The following is a 17,403-nucleotide window of genomic DNA, read 5'->3' as shown; positions in this document are numbered from 1 at the left end:
CACGTGTAATTACAAGTAATTCGCACTTCAGAATGGACGAACGCTGCCGTAGCGCGGGCGCGCGAAGCGTGAAAGAAAAATGAAAGACGCGAAATAAATGTTTCGCAGGCGTTCGCAGTCACAATCTTCAAAGAGGCGGACAAATGTTCAATACGCCGCCGGGCCGCGCGGGCACATTGCCGGTGTTTCCTCACCCCGGCACCACAGGAGTTACTGATGCCCATCACCGCCACCGCCACGCCCGGCGCCAAGCTGCTTTCGCCCAAAGACCACACGCTCATCATGATCGACTTCCAGTCGCAGATGGCGTTCGCCACCCACTCCATCGACGCCGTCACGCTGCGCAACAACGCCGCGCTGGTCGCCTCGGCCGCTGCCGGTTTTGGCGCGTCCACCATCCTGACGACCGTTGCTGAAAAGAGCTTCTCGGGCCCGATGTTCGACGAAGTCGTCGCGCCCTTCCCCGGCCAGGCGCTGCTGGACCGCACGTCCATGAACACCTGGGAAGACGCCGCCGTCATCAAGCAGGTCAATGAAATCGGCAAGAAGCGCATTGTGCTGGCCGGCCTGTGGACCAGCGTCTGCATCGTGGGCCCGGCCTTGTCGGCGCTGGACCAGGGTTTCGAGGTCTATGTCATTACCGACGCCTGCGGCGACGTGTCGGCCGAAGCGCACAACCGCGCCATCGAGCGTATCGTGCAAGCAGGCGGCCAGCCGATCACGGCATTGCAATACCTGCTGGAAATGCAGCGTGACTGGGCGCGTACCGATACTTATGACATGACGACCGGCATCGCCAAGAAGTTCGGCGGCGCTTATGGCCTGGGCATCCTCTACGCCAAGTCCATGTTCAACGCCCACGAAGGCTGATCGGAGCACGCTGATGAAGGTCTACCTGGTTTCACTGGGGCTCGGCCTGCTGGTCGGGGTCATTTACGCGCTGTTCAACGTGCGCTCACCCGCGCCTCCGGTGATTGCCTTGGTAGGCCTGCTTGGCATCCTGGCGGGGGAACAGATTCCCCCGCTGGTCAAACGCCTGCTGTCCGACGAGCCCACGCGCACGTCGTGGATACACCAGCAGGTCAAGCCGCACATGTTCGGCGAACTGCCCAGCTGCCCCAAAACACCCGCCCCGCCCCCCTCCAACATCTGTGAAGACAAGCGCAATGGCTGACACTCTGGACCCCGCGCGCCACGGCGCCCCCGACCTGATCCTGCATCAAGGCCGCTTCACGACCCTGGACCCCGCCCGCCCCACCGCGGACGCCGTCGCCATCAAAGATGGCCGCTTCACACGTGTAGGCGCCTCCGCCGACGTGCTGCCGCTGGCCGGCCCCGCCACGAAAGTGATCAGCCTGAACGGGCGCGGCGTGCTGCCGGGCCTGATCGACAACCACCTGCACATCATCCGCGGCGGCCTGAACTACAACATGGAACTGCGCTGGGACGGCGTGACGAGCCTGGCCGACGCCATGGCCATGCTGCGCCGCCAGGTCGCCATTACCCCCGCCCCGCAGTGGGTGCGCGTGGTGGGCGGCTTCACCGAACACCAGTTCGCTGAAAAGCGCCTGCCCACCATCGAAGAGCTGAACGCCGTGGCGCCGGATACGCCCGTGTTCATCCTGCACCTGTATGACCGCGCACTGCTGAACGCCGCCGCGCTGCGCGCCGTGGGCTACGACAAGACCACGCCCGCCCCGCCGGGTGGCGAAATCGTGCGCGACAACGCCGGCAACCCCACCGGGCTGCTGCTGGCCAAACCCAACGCGTCCATTCTGTACGCCACGCTGGCCAAAGGCCCCAAGCTGCCGTTTGACTACCAGGTGAATTCCACGCGCCATTTCATGCGCGACCTGAACCGGCTGGGCGTCACCGGCGCCATCGACGCGGGCGGCGGCTTTCAGAATTACCCCGAGGACTATCAGGTGATCCAGCAGCTGGCCGACGCCGGTCAGCTGACGATCCGCCTGGCCTACAACCTGTTCACGCAAAAGCCCAAGCAGGAAAAGGAAGACTTCCTGAACTGGACGGCCACGTCACAGTACAAGCAAGGCACCGACTACTTCCGCCACAACGGCGCGGGCGAAATGCTGGTGTTCTCGGCGGCCGACTTTGAAGACTTCCGCCAGCCGCGCCCCGAAATGGGCCCCGAAATGGAAGGCGAGCTGGAAGAAGTCGTGCGCATCCTGGCGCAAAACCGCTGGCCCTGGCGCCTGCACGCCACCTATGACGAGACCATCTCGCGCGCGCTCGACGTCTTCGAACGCGTCAATAAAGACGTGCCGCTGGAAGGGCTGAACTGGTTCTTCGACCACGCCGAAACGATTTCGGAACGCTCGATTGACCGCATCGCCGCGTTGGGCGGCGGCGTGGCCGTGCAGCATCGCATGGCGTATCAAGGCGAGTACTTCGTTGAACGCTATGGCGCGGGCGCGGCCGAAGCCACGCCGCCTGTCAAACGCATGCTGGAAAAAGGCGTGAACGTATCCGCCGGCACCGATGCCACGCGCGTGGCGTCGTACAACCCGTGGGTGTCCTTGTCGTGGCTGATCACCGGCAAGACCGTCGGCGGCCTGCGCCTGACGCCGCAACGCAACTGCCTGGACCGCGACGCGGCGCTGCGCATGTGGACCGAAAACGTCACCTGGTTCTCAAACGAGCAAGGCAAGAAGGGCCGCATCGCCGAAGGCCAATTGGCGGACCTGGTGGTGCCCGACCGCGACTTCTTCGCCTGCCCGGAATCCGACATCGCCGATACCTCCAGCCTGTTGACGATGGTGGGCGGCAAGGTGGTGTGGGGCGCTGGCGAATTCGCCGGGCATGACGAAGCCGCCCCGCCCCCCGCCATGCCGGACTGGTCGCCGACGCGTCTGTTCGGCGGCTACGGCGCCTGGGGCGACAGCGAAGGCAAGCCGCTGCAAGCCACCTTGCGCGAAGCGGCCGCCGCTTGCGCCTGCGCCAACGACTGCAACGTCCACGGCCACCAGCACGCGGGCGCCTGGGCCAGCAAGCTGCCCGTCTCTGACCTGAAAGGGTTCTGGGGCGCGCTGGGCTGCGCCTGCTGGGCGGTATGACGATGCGCGCAGTGATGACATCGCCCGCCGTGCGCTGGCTGGCCCTGCTGGCGCTTTGCGGCGCGTACTTGCAGGGCGGGCTCGTCAAGCTGCTGGATTTCGACGGCGCGCAAGCCGAGATGGCGCATTTCGGTTTGCACCCTGCCCATCTGGCGGCCGCCGCCGTTATTCTGCTGGAACTCGGTGCAAGCGTTCTGGTGTTGTCTGGCCGGCTGCGCTGGCTGGGCGCGCTGGCGCTGGCGGTGTTCACCGCCGCGGCCGCCCTGATGGCGAACCGCTACTGGGAATCTCCCGCCGACACGCGATTCATGAATATGAACGCCTTTTACGAGCACATCGGGCTGGCTGGGGCGTGGGTCCTGGTCGCCTGGCATGATTTTACGGAGCGTCCGCATGGCCGGAGCCAACCCAAGTAACCCCCCGCCCGCCGCCGTAGGCGGCATGGCCCCGCTCAAGCACACGCTGTTCGCCGTGCTCTGGGGCGCCACCATCCTGGGCAACATCGGCAGTTTCATGCGCGACGTGGCCAGCGCCTGGCTCGTCACCGACCTGTCCAACAACCCCGCGGCGGTGGCCATGATGCAGACGGCGGCCACGCTGCCCGTCTTCCTGCTGGCCATTCCCGCGGGCGTCTTGTCCGACATCCTGGACCGCCGCCGCTTCCTGATCATCATCCAGGTGCTGTTGGCCTGCGTCAGCTTCACGCTGCTGATGATGGCCAAGACCAATACGCTGACCGTGGAATATTTGATCGCGCTGACCTTCCTGGGCGGCGTGGGCACGGCGTTGATGGGGCCGACGTGGCAGGCCATCGTGCCCGAGCTTGTGCCCAAGGCCGAACTCAAGACCGCCGTGGGCTTGAACTCGTTGGGCATCAACATCGCCCGCGCGTTGGGCCCGGCCGTGGGCGGCCTGTTGCTGGCCGCCTTTGGCGCGGCAGCTGCGTATGGCGCCGACGTGATGAGCTATGTGTTCGTGATTGGCGCGCTGCTCTGGTGGAAACGCCCCAAGAAGGTGGACGACGGCCTGTCCGAACAGTTCTTTGGCGCCTTCCGCGCCGGCGTGCGCTATGCCCGCGCCAGCCGCGAACTGCACATCGTACTGCTGCGCGCGGCGGTGTTCTTCATCTTCGCCAGCTCAGTCTGGGCGTTGCTGCCGCTGGTGGCGCGCAAGATGCTGGGCGGCACCGCCGGGTTCTACGGCATCCTGCTGGGCGCCGTGGGCGTGGGCGCGATTCTGGGCGCGGTGGTGCTGCCCAAGCTGCGCCAACGCTTGAACACGGATGGCCTGGTGCTGGCGGCGGCCGCCATTACGGCCGTGGTCATGGCGGCGCTGTCCTTTGCCCCGCCGCAATGGGCGGCGGTGTTGCTGTTGCTGCTGTTGGGCTTGGGCTGGATCGTTGCGCTGACCACCTTCAACGGTGTCGCGCAAGCCATCTTGCCAAACTGGGTGCGCGGCCGTGGGCTGGCGATCTACCTGATGGTGTTCAACGGCGCGATGGCCGCAGGCAGCTTGGGCTGGGGCTTGTTGGCGCAGGAAATCGGCGTGCCCGCCACCTTGCTGGCAGGCGCGGCCGGGCTGCTGGTGGCCGGGGTGCTGCTGCACCGCTTGCGTCTGCCGCAAGGCGAAGCCAATCTGGACCCGTCCAACCATTGGCCGGAACCCTTGCTGGATGCGCCGGTTGAGCATGATCGTGGCCCGGTGATGGTGCAGATCGAATACCGCATCCGCGTGCAAGATCGTCCGGCGTTCCTGCAAGCGCTGAAAGCGGTGGCGGAAGAACGCCGGCGCGACGGCGCTTACGCCTGGGGCATTGCCGAACACACCAGCGACCCCGAACGGGTGCAGGAATGGTTCCTGGTGGAGTCATGGGCGGAGCATATGCGGCAGCACCAGCGCGTGTCGCAAGCCGATGCCGACCTGCAAGGCGAAGCGCAACGCTTTCATATCGGGCCAGAGAAACCCGTGGTGCACCATTTCCTGGCGCTGGACACGCGTCAGGCCAAGCCGGGGCCGGCTGCCTGACGGCACCCTGCCCGGCCCGGCGCGTTCAGTGGGCCGAGGCGTCCAGGAAGCGGTGCACGACACGCACCGCGGCCGCGCCCTCGGCGATGCTGGCCAACACGTGCTTGTCCGACCCCGCCCGCACTGCCCCTACCGCAAACACACCAGGCTGCGAGCTTTCATAGGCGCGCGCCTGCATGGAGCCTGCCGCCGCGCGGCCAGTGTGAATGTAGCCGCGGTCGTCGGTGTCCAGGCAGCCATCCAGCCACGCCGTGTTGGCGTCCCCGGCCGTCTGGGGCGTTTCCCCTTTCTGCATGCCTGTCGCCACGATGAGGCTGCGGGTTTCGATCATCTGGCCGTCGTCCAGCCACACGCGGTACGGATAGCAGGCCTCGTCGAACGCGGTGGCGGTGCGCCCGGGCAACACGTGCGAACCGAAACGCCGGCTTTGCACTTCCGCGCGGCGCAGCAGCCCGCCCCCACACAAACCCGTGATCGTGCCGGGAAACCCGCGCAGCACGTCCTCGCGCAACGCGTCCGGCCCGCATAGCGAACCGCCCACCAGCAAGGTCTGCAAGCCTTCGGACGCGGCATAGCTTGCTGCGGCCAGGCCGGCGGGGCCGCCACCAATCACCGTCAGGTCCAACACGGAATCTTCTTCACCGGGCGGCATGGCCGACCGCAGGATCGCGCCGCCATACGGCCGTTGGCGCAGATACCCGATGCGCCGCAGCATGAATGCGCGCAGCACAACGTCGGCCAACTCGCGTTCGGTCAGCAACAGTTGGGCCAACGCCGCCCGGCTGATGCGCAACAAACGGCTGGGGGAATCGGCGCGCACGGTCACGGCATTGGGGCGGTCGGTAAACAAGTCCAGGCTGCCCGTGAACTCGCCGTCGCGATGCATCAGCAGGCTGTGCATGGCGCCGCCGGGTTCGCATTCCAGGACTTCGGCGTAGCCTTCCAGCACGATATAGAACGCGGCTTCGCATTCGCCGCTTTTCAGCAGCACGGTGCCGGCTGGCACCGAGATAATCTCGCCATGGGACGCCGCCCGATCAATCAGGGCGGGCGTCAGCATCGGGAACGCCTGGGCGTGCAAGGCCGGCAGATCGGCCGGTTGGCAGGCCGAATCAGTGGCAAGACGGTTCATGGATTCAATCCGAAACAGCCGGGGAAAGCGGCAAGATACCCCAAACGGTAGCTTGCTGCTGCCGGCTGCGTCTTGCGCAGTTGGGTCCTGGTTTGTATGAAAGCGCTATTGCCGCGGATAGGGCCGCTACTGGATAGGGGCGCCGCGATGGCTGCCTCGATGGCTGCCTCGATGGCTGCCTCGATGGCCGACGCGATGGCCGACGCGATGGCCAACTCGACGGCCGACGCTACGGCCGCTTCATCACGCCTAGGTCACGTTGGCCCGGCGCCACGCCCCCGGCGACACGCCGACCAGGCTGGTGAACACGCGCGTCATGTGCGCCTGGTCAGCAAAACCGCACAGCAGCGCGGTGTCGGTAATTGAGCGGCCGGGCAAGAGCAACAGCTCCTTGGCCTTTTGCACGCGTTGCTCCAGCAGCCAGCGATGCGGCGTGGTGCCTACCGTTTGCCGGAACGCCTTGATGAAATAACTGCGCGACAAGCCGCAGGCTTCGGCGATGTCGGCGATGGAGCTGTCGTCGCGCAACGTTGCCAGCAGCATGTCTTTCGCGCGCGCCTCCAGCTTGCGCGACAGCACCCGGCTGCCCGAGTCCGACCAGCCGGTGGTGGCGCCGGCCCCGTAGTGCTCAAGCAAATGCGTGCCGATGGCCAGGCCCAGATGCTCGACAAACAAGGGGCTGCTTTGCGCGGGTTGCTCCAGCACGCCGCCCAGCACCTGCGACAGATGCGCCAGCACCGGGTCGCCCGTTCCCGCGCGCGGCACCAGGCTGCTGATGCGCGGGCCGCCCTTTTCGTCGTTCACGCGTTCGATGAACGCGCGCGATAGTTCGATCAGCACAAAATCAAACCCGCCTTGCAGGTCGGCGCGGTAGTCGTCGTGGAAATCGCGGATGTAGATCGACCCGGTATCGAAGTCGTGCGTCGATGCGTGGTTGCCTTGCAGGATGCGGCGGCGGTGCCCGCCTTGCATCGCCACACCCACCAGAAAGCCACGGTCCGATGCCGGCGTTTCAACGTTGCCGAATTGCGCGTTGTCGGTGCTCTTGCGATAGAAGGTCAGGCCGCCGCCCTCGAAGTGCTGGTTCAAAAGCAGCTTGCTGGCCGCGCAGCCCAGCCCGTCGGTAGACGGCGGCGGCGCAGGCGTGGGGTCGAGGGAAAGGCGTTGACGGGCAGGCATGAATTGGGGGTTTCAGAGTGCGACGAACGCGCTACGGGGCAGAAGATAGCAGGCTACGTTGTCAGACAACAAGCGCGGTCATGAAGTTTTTCAACGATGCACCAACGATGTGCACAAACTTGGCACATCCGCGTCAGGCAGCAAGCGTGTCAGCGCGCAATGGCTACCGCGGAATTGCCGGCCCTGGCGTCAACGGCCCCACAGGTTGCCCCGAACGCGACGGCATTGGCGGCAGCTTCGGCTGGGCCGGGCCGCCGCTCCACGGCGCAGGCGTGGTGCTGGTGCCGGGCTTCGCGCCGGGTGCGGTACCGGGAGCGGAATACCCCGACTCCGGACACGACATGCCCAAGCACGGCGTATTTCGTTTCGGGTCCACGGTCTTTGGGCACGACGTTCCCAAACACGCATCAGGCAAGGTGCGCGCCGATGGCGGCGCTTGCGGCACGCCAGGCACGCCGTCCCGCGCAAAAGCGGGCGCGGCGGCCAGCGCCATCCATGCGGCAAGAATCAGGGCTTTCATGGCAGCTCCGTGACAAGACGGCAGGGTTTCACGCCTGCGTCTTGCGAGTTTGCGCCCATCGCCATCGTGCCGCAAGGCGCGCGCCCTGCCCCCGATCAATCCAGACGGATGTCCGCGCTTTGCACCACCTTGGCCCAGCGCGCGCGTTCACTGTTGAAGAATTTCGTCAGCTCGGCGGGATTCCGCGTGACGATTTCCGCGCCCTGCTCGTTCAGTTGCGCCTTCACATCCGGCTGATTCACGATTTCCGCCATCAGCATCGCCAGGCGTTCGGCGACCGGGTCCGTTGTGGTCACCGGCGCCATCACGCCTTGCCACGTGCCAGACTCAAAGCCCTTCACGCCTTGCTCGGAAATGGTCGGGATGTCGGGCACAAGCTGCATGCGCTCGCCCTTCGAAATCGCAATCGGACGCAGCTTGCCGGCCTTGATGTGCGGCAAGGTCGCCAGCAAGCCATTCATGATGATCTGCGTTTGCCCGCCAATGGTGTCGGTAACCGCCTGCGAACCGCCCTTGTACGGCACGTATTCCCACTGCGCGCCGGTTGCCTGCTGCACGGCCACCGCCGCCAGGTGCGGTGCGCTGCCAATTGCCGTAACCGCAAAATTCAGCCGCTGCTTTTTCGACAGCGCCACCAATTCCTCAACCGTCTTGGCCGGCACATCGGGGTGCACGGCCAACACGTGCGGCGAATAGGCCAGCATGCTGACGGCGCGCAAATCCTTGGAGGGATCGAACGACAGCTTGGTATACACCGATGGGCTGATCGCCAGCGCGCCCACATCGCACAGCAGCACGGTATGGCCTTCCGCTGCCGACTGCACCACGATGCCCGCACCCAGGTTGCCATTGGCGCCGGGCTTGTTCTCGACGACAACGGTCTGCTTCAGCGCATCAGACAAACGCGGCGCCAGAATGCGCGCGATGATGTCCGACGATCCGCCGGGCGGGTACGGCACGATGATGCGCACGGGGCGCGTCGGCCAATTGGCGGCGTTGCCGCCGGCGGACGACGCGGCCTGCTGCGCCCATGCCGGTACCAACGGCGACAGGCATAGCGCCGCGGCGCCGCCCAGGAACTGCCTCTTGCTTACGTTCATTGTCTCCACTCCGTCTGATGTGTTTTTTGATGAATCAAGCCGCCCCGCGCGTCTCCACGTACAGGGCGTAAAGCGAATGGCTGCTGGCCATGAAAAGCCGGTTGAGTTTGGCGCCGCCAAAGCACAGGTTGGCGCAGCGTTCCGGCAGCCGGATGTGCCCAATGGGCTTGCCGGCGGGGTTGAACACCATCACGCCGTCCAGTTCATCGGGCCGGGCGTTCGGGGCGCCGTTGCTGCCCCAGCCGCACCACAGGTTGCCGTCTTCATCGCATTTGATGCCGTCGATGGCGCCGGGGCCTTGCGCGTCCACATGCACGCGCTTGCCGGACAGCGCGCCGTCAGCGCCCACGTCATAGGCCCAGATCACGCGGTTCGGCTGATGGCGTGATTCCACGACATACAAGATTTTTTCGTCAGGCGAAAAGCACAGCCCGTTGGGGCCAGCCAGGTCTTCCAGCACGCGCGTCACGCGGCCGTCCGACGGCGCGATGCGGTACACGCCATGCGGCAGTTCGGGCGTTGCCTTGTCGCCTTCCCAATGGCCGCCGATGCCAAACGGCGGGTCGGTGAACCAGATGGCGCCGTTGCGTTGGCAGATGATGTCGTTCGGCGAATTGAAGCGCTTGCCGTCGTAGCGGTCGGCCAGCACGGTGATGGAGCCGTCGTACTCGGTGCGCGTGACGCGCCGCGTCAGGTGTTCGCAGGCCAGCAGGCGGCCCTGGCGGTCGCGCGCCAAGCCGTTGCTGAAGTTGGCGGGATGGCGGAAGACGCTGACCGCGCCCGTGGTTTCGTCCCAGCGCAGGATGCGGTCATTGGGAATGTCTGACACCAGCAGATAGCGCCCGTCGCCCACCCAGACCGGGCCTTCCAGCCAGCGAAAGCCGCTTGCCAGTTGCTCGACGCTGCTGCTGTAGATGCGGTACTTGGAAAACTCCGGGTCCAGGATGCGGATGGACGGGTCCGGGTAGCGCTGTTGCGGCGTGAAATTGAATGATGGGCCGGGGCCAGCGGGTTGCGCTTGCGCCAGGGCAACGGGCCCAAGCGCCAGCGCGGCGCCCAGCAGCCGGCGGCGGCCGGGTTGGGCCAGGGGGGCATGCTCCATCGGTGTCTCCTCTTATCGGTGTAATGCGATGGCAATGCGGCGATGGCAATGCGGCGATGGCACTGCGGTCTTGCTAGGGGATGGGGCGCAGGCCCCCGGCGTCAGGTCACCGGCCCCGGGTTGAACAGCGCCAGCGCGTTATGCAGCTTGAGTTTTTCCGCACAGGTCTGCTGGCGGCCGCTGGCCACATCCAGCATCAGGCGGAACAGCTCCCAACCCACGTCTTCAATCGACGCCTGCCCGGTCGCAATGCGCCCGGCGTTCACGTCCATCAGGTCATGCCAGCGGCGCGCAAGACTGTCGCGGGTGGCCACCTTGATCACCGGCACTTGCGCCAGGCCATACGGCGTGCCGCGTCCCGTGGTGAAGATGTGCAGGTTCATGCCCGCGGCCAACTGCAAGGTGCCGCAGATGAAATCGCTGGCGGGCGTCGCCGCGAAGATCAGGCCCTTTTGCGTCAGCCGGTTGCCGGGCGACAGCACGCCGTGAATGGGCGACGAGCCCGACTTCACGATGGACCCCATCGCCTTTTCAACAATGTTCGACAAGCCGCCCTTCTTGTTGCCCGGGCTGGTGTTGGCGCTGCGGTCGGCCATGCCGCGTTGCAGGTATTCGTCATACCAGGCCATCTCGCGCACCAGCGCGTCCGCCACTTCCGGCGTGGCCGCGCGCGCGGTCAGTTGGTCGATGCCGTCACGCACTTCGGTGTTCTCGGAAAACATCACGGTCCCGCCCGCGCGCACCAGCAGGTCGGTGGCAAAGCCCACGGCGGGGTTGGCCGTCACGCCTGAGAACGCGTCGCTGCCGCCGCACTGCACGCCCACGGTCAGGTCCGACACGGGGCAGGTTTCGCGGCGGCGCGCATTCAGTTTTTCAAGATGGCGTTCGGCCGTGCGCATGATCAGGTCAATCATGGATTGGAAGCCGACGTTCTCTTCGTCTTGCAGGACGATGGTGTCCACGCCGTTGCCCTCGGCGCCCATGCCCTCGCCCGCACGGATCGGGATGGCGCCCGGCGCCAACAGGCGTTCGGGTTGCAGCTTTTCGCAGCCCAGGCTCACCACCATCGACGTGCCGCCAAAGTTGGGATTGCGCGCGATGTTGTGCAGGGTACGAATCGGAATCGCCGCGCCCGGCGCGTCAATAGCGACACCACAGCCATAGGTGTGTTCGATGCCCACCACGTCATCCACGTTCGGATAGCGCGGCAGCATTTCCTGGCGGATGCGCGCCACCGCGTGTTCGACCACGCCTTGCACGCATTGCACGGTGGTGCTGATGGCCAGAATGTTGCGCGTGCCGACGGTGCCGTCGGCATTGCGGTAGCCCTCGAACGTGTAGCCTTCCAGCGGCGGCAGCGGCGTGATGCGCGTGCCCACCGGCAAGTCTTCCAACGTGCGTGCGGCGGGCATGGTGGTGACGCGTTCGTTGATCCAGCTGCCGCGCGGCAGCGCTTTCGCCGCGAACCCGACCACCACGTTGTAGCGGACAACGGCGTCGCCCTCGGCCAGATCGGCCAGCGCCACCTTGTGCCCTTGCGGCACGGTGTCTACCAGTTGCAAGCCATCGGGCAGCACGGTGCCGGCAGGCAGCCCCCCTTCGTTGGCCACGATTGCCACGTTGTCCTGCGGATGAATCTTGATAAGCACGGGCGCTTGGTCTGCCGCAACCTGCATGAAAAATCCTTTTGCCTGAAGGATGCGCGAAGGTCCGGCATCCGATACGTTATCGTACAACCAGAAGAATATCCTTGAACCAGTGCAAAAATAAATTTCGGGTTTCCCCTTGTAAACAAGTGCCGTCATAGGGAAGCAGCCCTTGAAACCGCCAAAATCATGTTGTACGATGACTTACCTTTTCAACACCGCATCCCGTTCACGGCCCAGGTAAGTGGCCCGCGACGGCTACTTCGGATGAACGCACTATGACTACCCCGCAGGAACTCAAGGAAATTGTCTCGGAAGGTTTGCTCTCCTTCCCCGTGACGGACTTCGACCAGAACGGCGACTTCAACGCCAAGACCTATGCGGCCCGCCTGGAATGGCTGGCCCCCTACGGCGCCACCGCGCTGTTCGCCGCTGGCGGCACGGGTGAGTTCTTCTCCTTGGCCCCGCAGGAATATTCGGATGTCATCCGCACCGCCGTGCAAACCTGCGCGGGCAAGGTGCCAATCCTGGCGGGCGCCGGCGGCCCCACCCGCACCGCCATTGCCTATGCGCAAGAAGCCGAGCGCCAAGGCGCCAAGGGCATTCTGCTGCTGCCGCATTACCTGACCGAAGCCTCGCAAGACGGCATCGCCGCGCACGTGGAACAGGTCTGCAAGTCGGTCAAGATCGGCGTCATCGTCTACAACCGTGCGCAGTCGCGCTTGTCGGCTGACAGCCTGGCTCGCCTGGCCGAACGCTGCCCCAACCTGGTCGGCTTCAAGGACGGCGTTGGCGACATCGAAGCCATGGTTCGCATCCGCCGCAAGATGGGCGACCGTTTCTCGTACCTGGGCGGCCTGCCCACCGCTGAAGTCTATGCCGCCGCTTACCGCGCGCTGGGCGTGCCGGTCTATTCGTCGGCCGTCTTCAACTTCGTGCCGAAGACCGCCATGGACTTCTACCGCGCCATTGCCGCGGGCGACTCCGACACCACCAACCGTTTGCTGGACGATTTCTTCCTGCCGTACCTGGAGATCCGCAATCGCAAGGCCGGTTACGCCGTCAGCATCGTGAAGGCGGGCGCCAAGCTCGTCGGCCATGACGCCGGCCCCGTCCGCGCCCCGCTCACTGACCTGACTGGCGAAGAAATGGAAATGCTTAACGCCCTGATCAAGAAGCTCGGCCCCCAATAAGCCGCGCCACTGAACTGCAAGCCAGCCCCCGATTCGGGGGCGTTTTTTTCGGAGAATTCATCATGACTTTGACCGGCCAAATGCTGATCGGCTCGACCGCCGTTCTGGGCGCCGGCGCTGCCCAGCACGCCATCAACCCCGCCACGGGCGAACGCCTGGAGCCGGGCTTTCCCGCCGGTTCGGCGGACGACGTTGCGCGCGCCGCCGAACTGGCACGCGCCGCCTTCGACCCTTATCGCGCCGCCCCGCTGGAAACCCGCGCGCAGTTCCTGGAGAGCATCGCTGAAGGCATCCTGGCGCTGGGCGATGCCCTGATCGAACGCACCCACCTGGAAACCGGCCTGCCGGTGGCGCGCCTGCAAGGCGAACGCGGCCGCACCGTCGGCCAGCTGCGCCTGTTTGCCCGCGTGGTGCGCGACGGCTACTTCCTGGACGCCACCATCGACCCGGCCCAACCCGAGCGCACGCCGCTGCCGCGCGCCGATCTGCGCCTGGCCAATGTGCCGCTGGGTCCGGTTGCCGTGTTCGGCGCCAGCAACTTCCCGCTGGCCTTCTCGGTGGCCGGCGGTGACACCGCCTCGGCGCTGGCCGCAGGCTGCCCCGTCATCGTCAAAGCGCATAACGCACACCCCGGCGCTTCCGAAATGGTCGGCCGCGTCATCCAGGCCGCCGTCGCCAAACACGGCCTGCCCGAAGGCACGTTCTCGCTGCTGTTCGGCGCGGGCAGCGATATCGGCACGGCGCTAGTCACGCACCCGGCCATCACGGCCGTCGGCTTCACGGGTTCGCGCCGTGGCGGGTTGGCGCTGGTTGCGGCCGCCAACGCCCGCCCGGTGCCGATTCCCGTCTACGCCGAAATGTCCAGCATCAACCCGGTGTTCCTGATGCCGGCCGCGCTGGAAGCCCGCGCCGAGGCCATCGCCCGCGGTTTCGTGGATTCGCTGGCCATGGGCGTGGGCCAGTTCTGCACCAACCCAGGTCTGGTCATTGGCGTGGAAGGCCCCGCGCTGGAACGCTTCCGCCAAGCCGCTGCCCAAGCCGTCGAAGCCAAGGGCGCCGCCACCATGCTGACCCCGGGCATCTTCTCGGCCTACCAAGAAGGCGCAGACGCCTTGGCCAAGCACGCCAGCGTGGCCACGCTGGGCCGTGGCGAAGCGTCCAAGCCCGCAGCCAACGCCGCAGGCGCCGTTGTCTTCGGCACGCAAGCCGACCGCTTCCTGGCTTCGCATGAACTGGAAGCCGAAGTATTCGGCCCGGCCTCGCTGGTGGTGGCATGCCAGGACGTCGCCCAGATGACGGCCGTGGCCGAGCACCTGGAAGGCCAGCTCACGGCGACGCTGTTCGTCGACGACGCGGATGTGGCGGACGCGCAAGCGCTGCTGCCCGTGCTGGAACGCAAGGCCGGCCGCATCCTGGCCAACGGCTACCCGACGGGCGTGGAAGTCAGCCACGCCATGGTGCACGGCGGCCCCTTCCCGGCGACGTCGAACGCCGCGTCGACATCGGTCGGCGCCACGGCCATCCGCCGTTTCCTGCGTCCGGTCTGCTACCAGGATCTGCCCGATGCGCTGCTGCCGGAAGGCATCAAGCGCGCCAATCCGCTGTCGCTGACACGCATGGTGGATGGGGTGATGACGAAGGCCTAAGGGCCGACGACGTGATGCTGACGACGTGATGCCGACGATGTAATACCGACGACGGCTCACGTTAAAAACGCCGCGTGGTGGTGCCTTTATTTAATTTAAGGCTCACTGCGCGGCGTTTTCTTTTAGGGCGTCACTAACGGGCAAACCCAATCAGGGCCGCCCGCGCTGCCTTTAGGTTTACTGCGCCCGCAAATTCCCATCCGCAATAATCTTTGCCCACTTGGCTTGCTCACCCGTCTGGAACGCAGTGAACTCCGCCGGCGTATTCGGCGTGTAAGCCAGGCCCAGGCCCTTCATCTTCGCGTTGACGTCCGGCTTGGCGATGATCGCGGCAATGGCCTTGTTCAAGCGGTCGACCACGGCGGGCGGCGTGTTGGCCGGCGCATAGATGGCTTGCCAGCTGCTGACGTCGAACCCGGCAATGCCCGCTTCCTGCATGGTCGGCACATCGGGCATGACGTCCGTGCGCTTGGCCGACGTGACCGCCAGCGCGCGCACCTTGCCACTTTGCACATGGGGCAATGCGACCAAGGCGGTTTCAAACGAGCTGGGAATCTGCCCGCCGATCAAATCCTGGATGGCAGGCGCGCTACCCCGGTACGGCACATGGGTCAGATGCGCGCCCGTCAATTGCTTGAACACTTCACCCGACAGATGTTGCGACGTGCCCTGCCCGGCCGAACCAAAGGCGACCGTATCGGGATTCGCCTTGGCCGCCGCCACCACATCTTGCACCGATTTAAACGGCTGGTTCGCGCCCACCAGCAGCACATTGGAAATGCTGCCCAACAGAATGACCGGCGCAAAGTCCTTTGCGGCGTTGTAGTTGATGCCTGGCAACAGCGAGGGGTTGATCGCATGGGTGGCGATCGTGCCCAGCAGCAGCGTGTAGCCGTCGGGCTTGGCGCGCGCGACCGCATCCGCACCCAGCACGCCGCCCGCCCCGCCCTTGTTTTCCACCAGCACGGTCTGGCTCAGGCTGGCGCCCAATTCCTGCGCAATCATGCGGCCCAGCACATCAGACGTGCCGCCTGCCGCGAACGGCACCACCAGCGTGATCGGTTTGGCTTTGGGCCAGTCGTCGGCGGCGTGGGCGGCGGTGGCGCCCAGGGTCGCCAAGGCGGTCAGCGCCAGAACGGTGAAGGTGCGGCGGGATACGGGGAATGCCTGCTTCAAGCTTGTCTCCTGAATGGGTAAGAGTGATTCTTACGTTGTCGTCTTATCTTGTACGTTGTCGTATGACTTTTCAGGGAAAGAGAATACGTCTCCGGGCATCGTCTTTCAATCTAGGGTAATTCCGAATTTCTAAGGATTTACCCGCTATTGTTGTATGACAACCATGCGGATCGCATCGACCCCATTGCCGCACCAACTTGTATGTTGTACGATGACATACATCTACTGATCAACGACAGGGCCGACACCTTACCGGCCTTCTTTTTCTGCTTTTTTTCCCTTCTTTTTCCCCTTTTTTTGGATGACAGGCATGACGACTCCTCAGGAACTCAAGGAAATTGTCTCGGAAGGTTTGCTCTCCTTCCCCGTGACGGACTTCGACCAGAATGGCGACTTCAACGCCAAGACCTATGCGGCCCGCCTGGAATGGCTGGCTCCCTACGGCGCCACCGCGCTGTTCGCCGCTGGCGGCACGGGCGAGTTCTTCTCCTTGGCCCCGCAGGAATATTCGGATGTCATCCGCACCGCCGTGCAAACCTGCGCGGGCAAGGTGCCGATCCTGGCTGGCGCAGGTGGCCCCACCCGCACCGCCATTGCCTATGCGCAAGAAGCCGAGCGCCAAGGCGCCAAGGGCATTCTGCTGCTGCCGCATTACCTGACCGAAGCCTCGCAAGACGGCATCGCCGCGCACGTGGAACAGGTCTGCAAGTCGGTCAAGATCGGCGTCATCGTCTACAACCGCGCCCAATCGCGCTTGTCGGCTGACAGCCTGGCCCGCCTGGCCGAGCGTTGCCCGAACTTGGTCGGTTTCAAGGACGGCATTGGCGATATCGAATCCATGGTCAGCATCCGCCGCAAGATGGGCGATCGCTTTTCCTACCTGGGCGGCCTGCCCACTGCTGAAGTCTATGCCGCCGCGTACCGCGCGCTCGGCGTGCCGGTGTATTCGTCGGCCGTCTTCAACTTCGTGCCCAAGACCGCCATGGATTTCTACCGCGCCATTGCCGCGGGCGACTCCGACACCACCAACCGTTTGCTGGACGATTTCTTCCTGCCGTATCTGGAAATCCGCAACCGCAAGGCCGGCTACGCCGTCAGCATCGTGAAGGCGGGCGCCAAGCTCGTCGGCCATGACGCCGGCCCCGTCCGCGCCCCGCTGACGGACCTGACTGGCGAAGAGATGGAAATGCTGAACGCGCTGATCAAGAAGCTCGGCGCGCAATAAGCAGCATCGAGCAGCGGCGCTGAAAAGCGGCGCGAGAAGCGGTGCTGAAAAGCGGCGCGACAAGCAGTGCTGAAAAGCGGCGCGAGAAGCGGTGCCAGACTCGGCGAGAGTAGCCGCACCGCTACGCCTCGCCCCGCAATGAAGCAAGCCCTCCCCTCATCGGGAGGGCTTTTTCATATGCGCGCCCCAACCCATCACAAGATCAAACAATAGTTGGCGAACAGGCCGCTGTATGTTGTCATACGAGTATCAAAATTTCTGCCCGATTCCCTGCCAGACTAGCCGCCGTCAACGGGCCGGACACCCGGACACGGCACGCGAAAAGCGTACACTTGCTCGGCTGCGGGCTACGGGCCTGCACCCCCGCCATACCCCACCTATAAGA

15 protein-coding genes are annotated in these 17,403 nt (G+C 65.2%); 9 read left to right on the top strand and 6 right to left on the bottom strand.

The features are described from left to right. The first annotated feature begins 216 nt into the window (after positions 1-216). From HV765_RS02690 to HV765_RS02670, 5 genes are read left to right on the top strand one after another with little or no spacing between them, the layout of a single operon-like run. The gene (locus tag HV765_RS02690) at positions 217-870 is read left to right on the top strand and encodes an isochorismatase family protein (protein WP_054426841.1); all 654 of its coding nucleotides are present in this window, start codon (positions 217-219) and stop codon (positions 868-870) included. Positions 871-883: 13 nt separating this feature from the next. Continuing rightward, a complete protein-coding gene (locus HV765_RS02685; protein WP_054426842.1) occupies positions 884-1,174 on the top strand; it encodes a XapX domain-containing protein in 291 nt (96 codons plus the stop codon). Then, complete coding sequence (locus tag HV765_RS02680; protein WP_175168687.1) at positions 1,167-3,074, top strand: amidohydrolase; 1,908 nt, start codon at positions 1,167-1,169, stop codon at positions 3,072-3,074. Before HV765_RS02685 ends, HV765_RS02680 begins: the two co-directional genes overlap by 8 nt. Before the next feature lie 14 nt (positions 3,075-3,088). After that, on the top strand, positions 3,089-3,490 hold the full coding sequence (locus HV765_RS02675; protein WP_254600411.1) for a DoxX family protein: 402 nt from the start codon (positions 3,089-3,091) through the stop codon (positions 3,488-3,490). Further along, positions 3,468-5,099 (top strand): MFS transporter, encoded by a 1,632-nt coding sequence (locus HV765_RS02670; protein ID WP_175168685.1) that lies wholly within the window; start codon positions 3,468-3,470, stop codon positions 5,097-5,099. Before HV765_RS02675 ends, HV765_RS02670 begins: the two co-directional genes overlap by 23 nt. A gap of 25 nt (positions 5,100-5,124) precedes the next feature. Here HV765_RS02670 and HV765_RS02665 read toward each other — a convergent pair whose 3' ends face one another. Then, positions 5,125-6,231: a Crp/Fnr family transcriptional regulator gene (locus HV765_RS02665; protein ID WP_175168684.1), complete on the bottom strand. Its 1,107-nt coding sequence runs from the start codon at positions 6,229-6,231 to the stop codon at positions 5,125-5,127. Positions 6,232-6,480: 249 nt separating this feature from the next. Beyond that, on the bottom strand, positions 6,481-7,410 hold the full coding sequence (locus tag HV765_RS02655; protein ID WP_054426846.1) for a helix-turn-helix domain-containing protein: 930 nt from the start codon (positions 7,408-7,410) through the stop codon (positions 6,481-6,483). Positions 7,411-7,556: 146 nt separating this feature from the next. On the opposite strand from HV765_RS02655, the gene HV765_RS02650 reads away from it, so the two are divergent. Continuing rightward, entirely contained in the window at positions 7,557-7,943 is a 387-nt protein-coding gene (locus HV765_RS02650; RefSeq protein ID WP_175168683.1) for a hypothetical protein, read from the top strand. An 82-nt stretch (positions 7,944-8,025) separates the two neighbouring features. Here HV765_RS02650 and HV765_RS02645 read toward each other — a convergent pair whose 3' ends face one another. From HV765_RS02645 to garD, 3 genes are all read right to left on the bottom strand, one after another. Further along, entirely contained in the window at positions 8,026-9,030 is a 1,005-nt protein-coding gene (locus HV765_RS02645) for a Bug family tripartite tricarboxylate transporter substrate binding protein (RefSeq protein WP_054426848.1), read from the bottom strand. A 34-nt stretch (positions 9,031-9,064) separates the two neighbouring features. Continuing rightward, positions 9,065-10,132 (bottom strand): SMP-30/gluconolactonase/LRE family protein, encoded by a 1,068-nt coding sequence (locus tag HV765_RS02640; protein WP_175168682.1) that lies wholly within the window; start codon positions 10,130-10,132, stop codon positions 9,065-9,067. Between the two features lie 101 nt (positions 10,133-10,233). Continuing rightward, the gene (gene garD / locus HV765_RS02635; protein ID WP_175168681.1) at positions 10,234-11,808 is read right to left on the bottom strand and encodes a galactarate dehydratase; all 1,575 of its coding nucleotides are present in this window, start codon (positions 11,806-11,808) and stop codon (positions 10,234-10,236) included. 248 nt (positions 11,809-12,056) lie between these two features. Between garD and kdgD (HV765_RS02630) the strand changes: the two genes are divergently transcribed. Together kdgD (HV765_RS02630) and HV765_RS02625 are read left to right on the top strand one after the other, a co-directional pair. Then, a complete protein-coding gene (gene kdgD / locus HV765_RS02630; RefSeq protein ID WP_175168680.1) occupies positions 12,057-12,971 on the top strand; it encodes a 5-dehydro-4-deoxyglucarate dehydratase in 915 nt (304 codons plus the stop codon). A gap of 62 nt (positions 12,972-13,033) precedes the next feature. Further along, positions 13,034-14,617 carry an aldehyde dehydrogenase (NADP(+)) gene (locus HV765_RS02625; protein WP_175168679.1) on the top strand — a complete coding sequence of 528 codons (1,584 nt, stop codon included), beginning with the start codon at positions 13,034-13,036 and terminating at the stop codon, positions 14,615-14,617. 177 nt (positions 14,618-14,794) lie between these two features. Here the strand turns inward: HV765_RS02625 and HV765_RS02620 are convergent, their stop codons facing one another. After that, positions 14,795-15,793 (bottom strand): Bug family tripartite tricarboxylate transporter substrate binding protein, encoded by a 999-nt coding sequence (locus tag HV765_RS02620; protein ID WP_175168678.1) that lies wholly within the window; start codon positions 15,791-15,793, stop codon positions 14,795-14,797. A 310-nt stretch (positions 15,794-16,103) separates the two neighbouring features. Between HV765_RS02620 and kdgD (HV765_RS02615) the strand changes: the two genes are divergently transcribed. Next, entirely contained in the window at positions 16,104-17,018 is a 915-nt protein-coding gene (gene kdgD, locus HV765_RS02615; protein ID WP_175168677.1) for a 5-dehydro-4-deoxyglucarate dehydratase, read from the top strand. Positions 17,019-17,403 lie beyond the last annotated feature (385 nt).

This window comes from Achromobacter kerstersii (genome assembly GCF_902859595.1).
Classification (GTDB): domain Bacteria; phylum Pseudomonadota; class Gammaproteobacteria; order Burkholderiales; family Burkholderiaceae_B; genus Achromobacter; species Achromobacter kerstersii.
The sequence above is the reverse complement of the archived record's forward strand: the minus strand, read 5'-3'. Positions and strand labels throughout refer to the sequence as shown.

Excerpts from the sequence above, each read along its gene's own strand:
- HV765_RS02690 (WP_054426841.1), top strand. The coding sequence starts at position 217 with ATGCCCATCACCGCCACCGCCACGCCCGGCGCCAAGCTGCTTTCGCCC.
- HV765_RS02685 (WP_054426842.1), top strand. The coding sequence starts at position 884 with ATGAAGGTCTACCTGGTTTCACTGGGGCTCGGCCTGCTGGTCGGGGTC.
- HV765_RS02680 (WP_175168687.1), top strand. The coding sequence starts at position 1,167 with ATGGCTGACACTCTGGACCCCGCGCGCCACGGCGCCCCCGACCTGATC.
- HV765_RS02675 (WP_254600411.1), top strand. The coding sequence starts at position 3,089 with ATGACATCGCCCGCCGTGCGCTGGCTGGCCCTGCTGGCGCTTTGCGGC.
- HV765_RS02670 (WP_175168685.1), top strand. The coding sequence starts at position 3,468 with ATGGCCGGAGCCAACCCAAGTAACCCCCCGCCCGCCGCCGTAGGCGGC.
- HV765_RS02665 (WP_175168684.1), bottom strand. The coding sequence starts at position 6,231 with ATGAACCGTCTTGCCACTGATTCGGCCTGCCAACCGGCCGATCTGCCG.
- HV765_RS02655 (WP_054426846.1), bottom strand. The coding sequence starts at position 7,410 with ATGCCTGCCCGTCAACGCCTTTCCCTCGACCCCACGCCTGCGCCGCCG.
- HV765_RS02645 (WP_054426848.1), bottom strand. The coding sequence starts at position 9,030 with ATGAACGTAAGCAAGAGGCAGTTCCTGGGCGGCGCCGCGGCGCTATGC.
- HV765_RS02640 (WP_175168682.1), bottom strand. The coding sequence starts at position 10,132 with ATGGAGCATGCCCCCCTGGCCCAACCCGGCCGCCGCCGGCTGCTGGGC.
- garD (WP_175168681.1), bottom strand. The coding sequence starts at position 11,808 with ATGCAGGTTGCGGCAGACCAAGCGCCCGTGCTTATCAAGATTCATCCG.
- kdgD (WP_175168680.1), top strand. The coding sequence starts at position 12,057 with ATGACTACCCCGCAGGAACTCAAGGAAATTGTCTCGGAAGGTTTGCTC.
- HV765_RS02625 (WP_175168679.1), top strand. The coding sequence starts at position 13,034 with ATGACTTTGACCGGCCAAATGCTGATCGGCTCGACCGCCGTTCTGGGC.
- kdgD (WP_175168677.1), top strand. The coding sequence starts at position 16,104 with ATGACGACTCCTCAGGAACTCAAGGAAATTGTCTCGGAAGGTTTGCTC.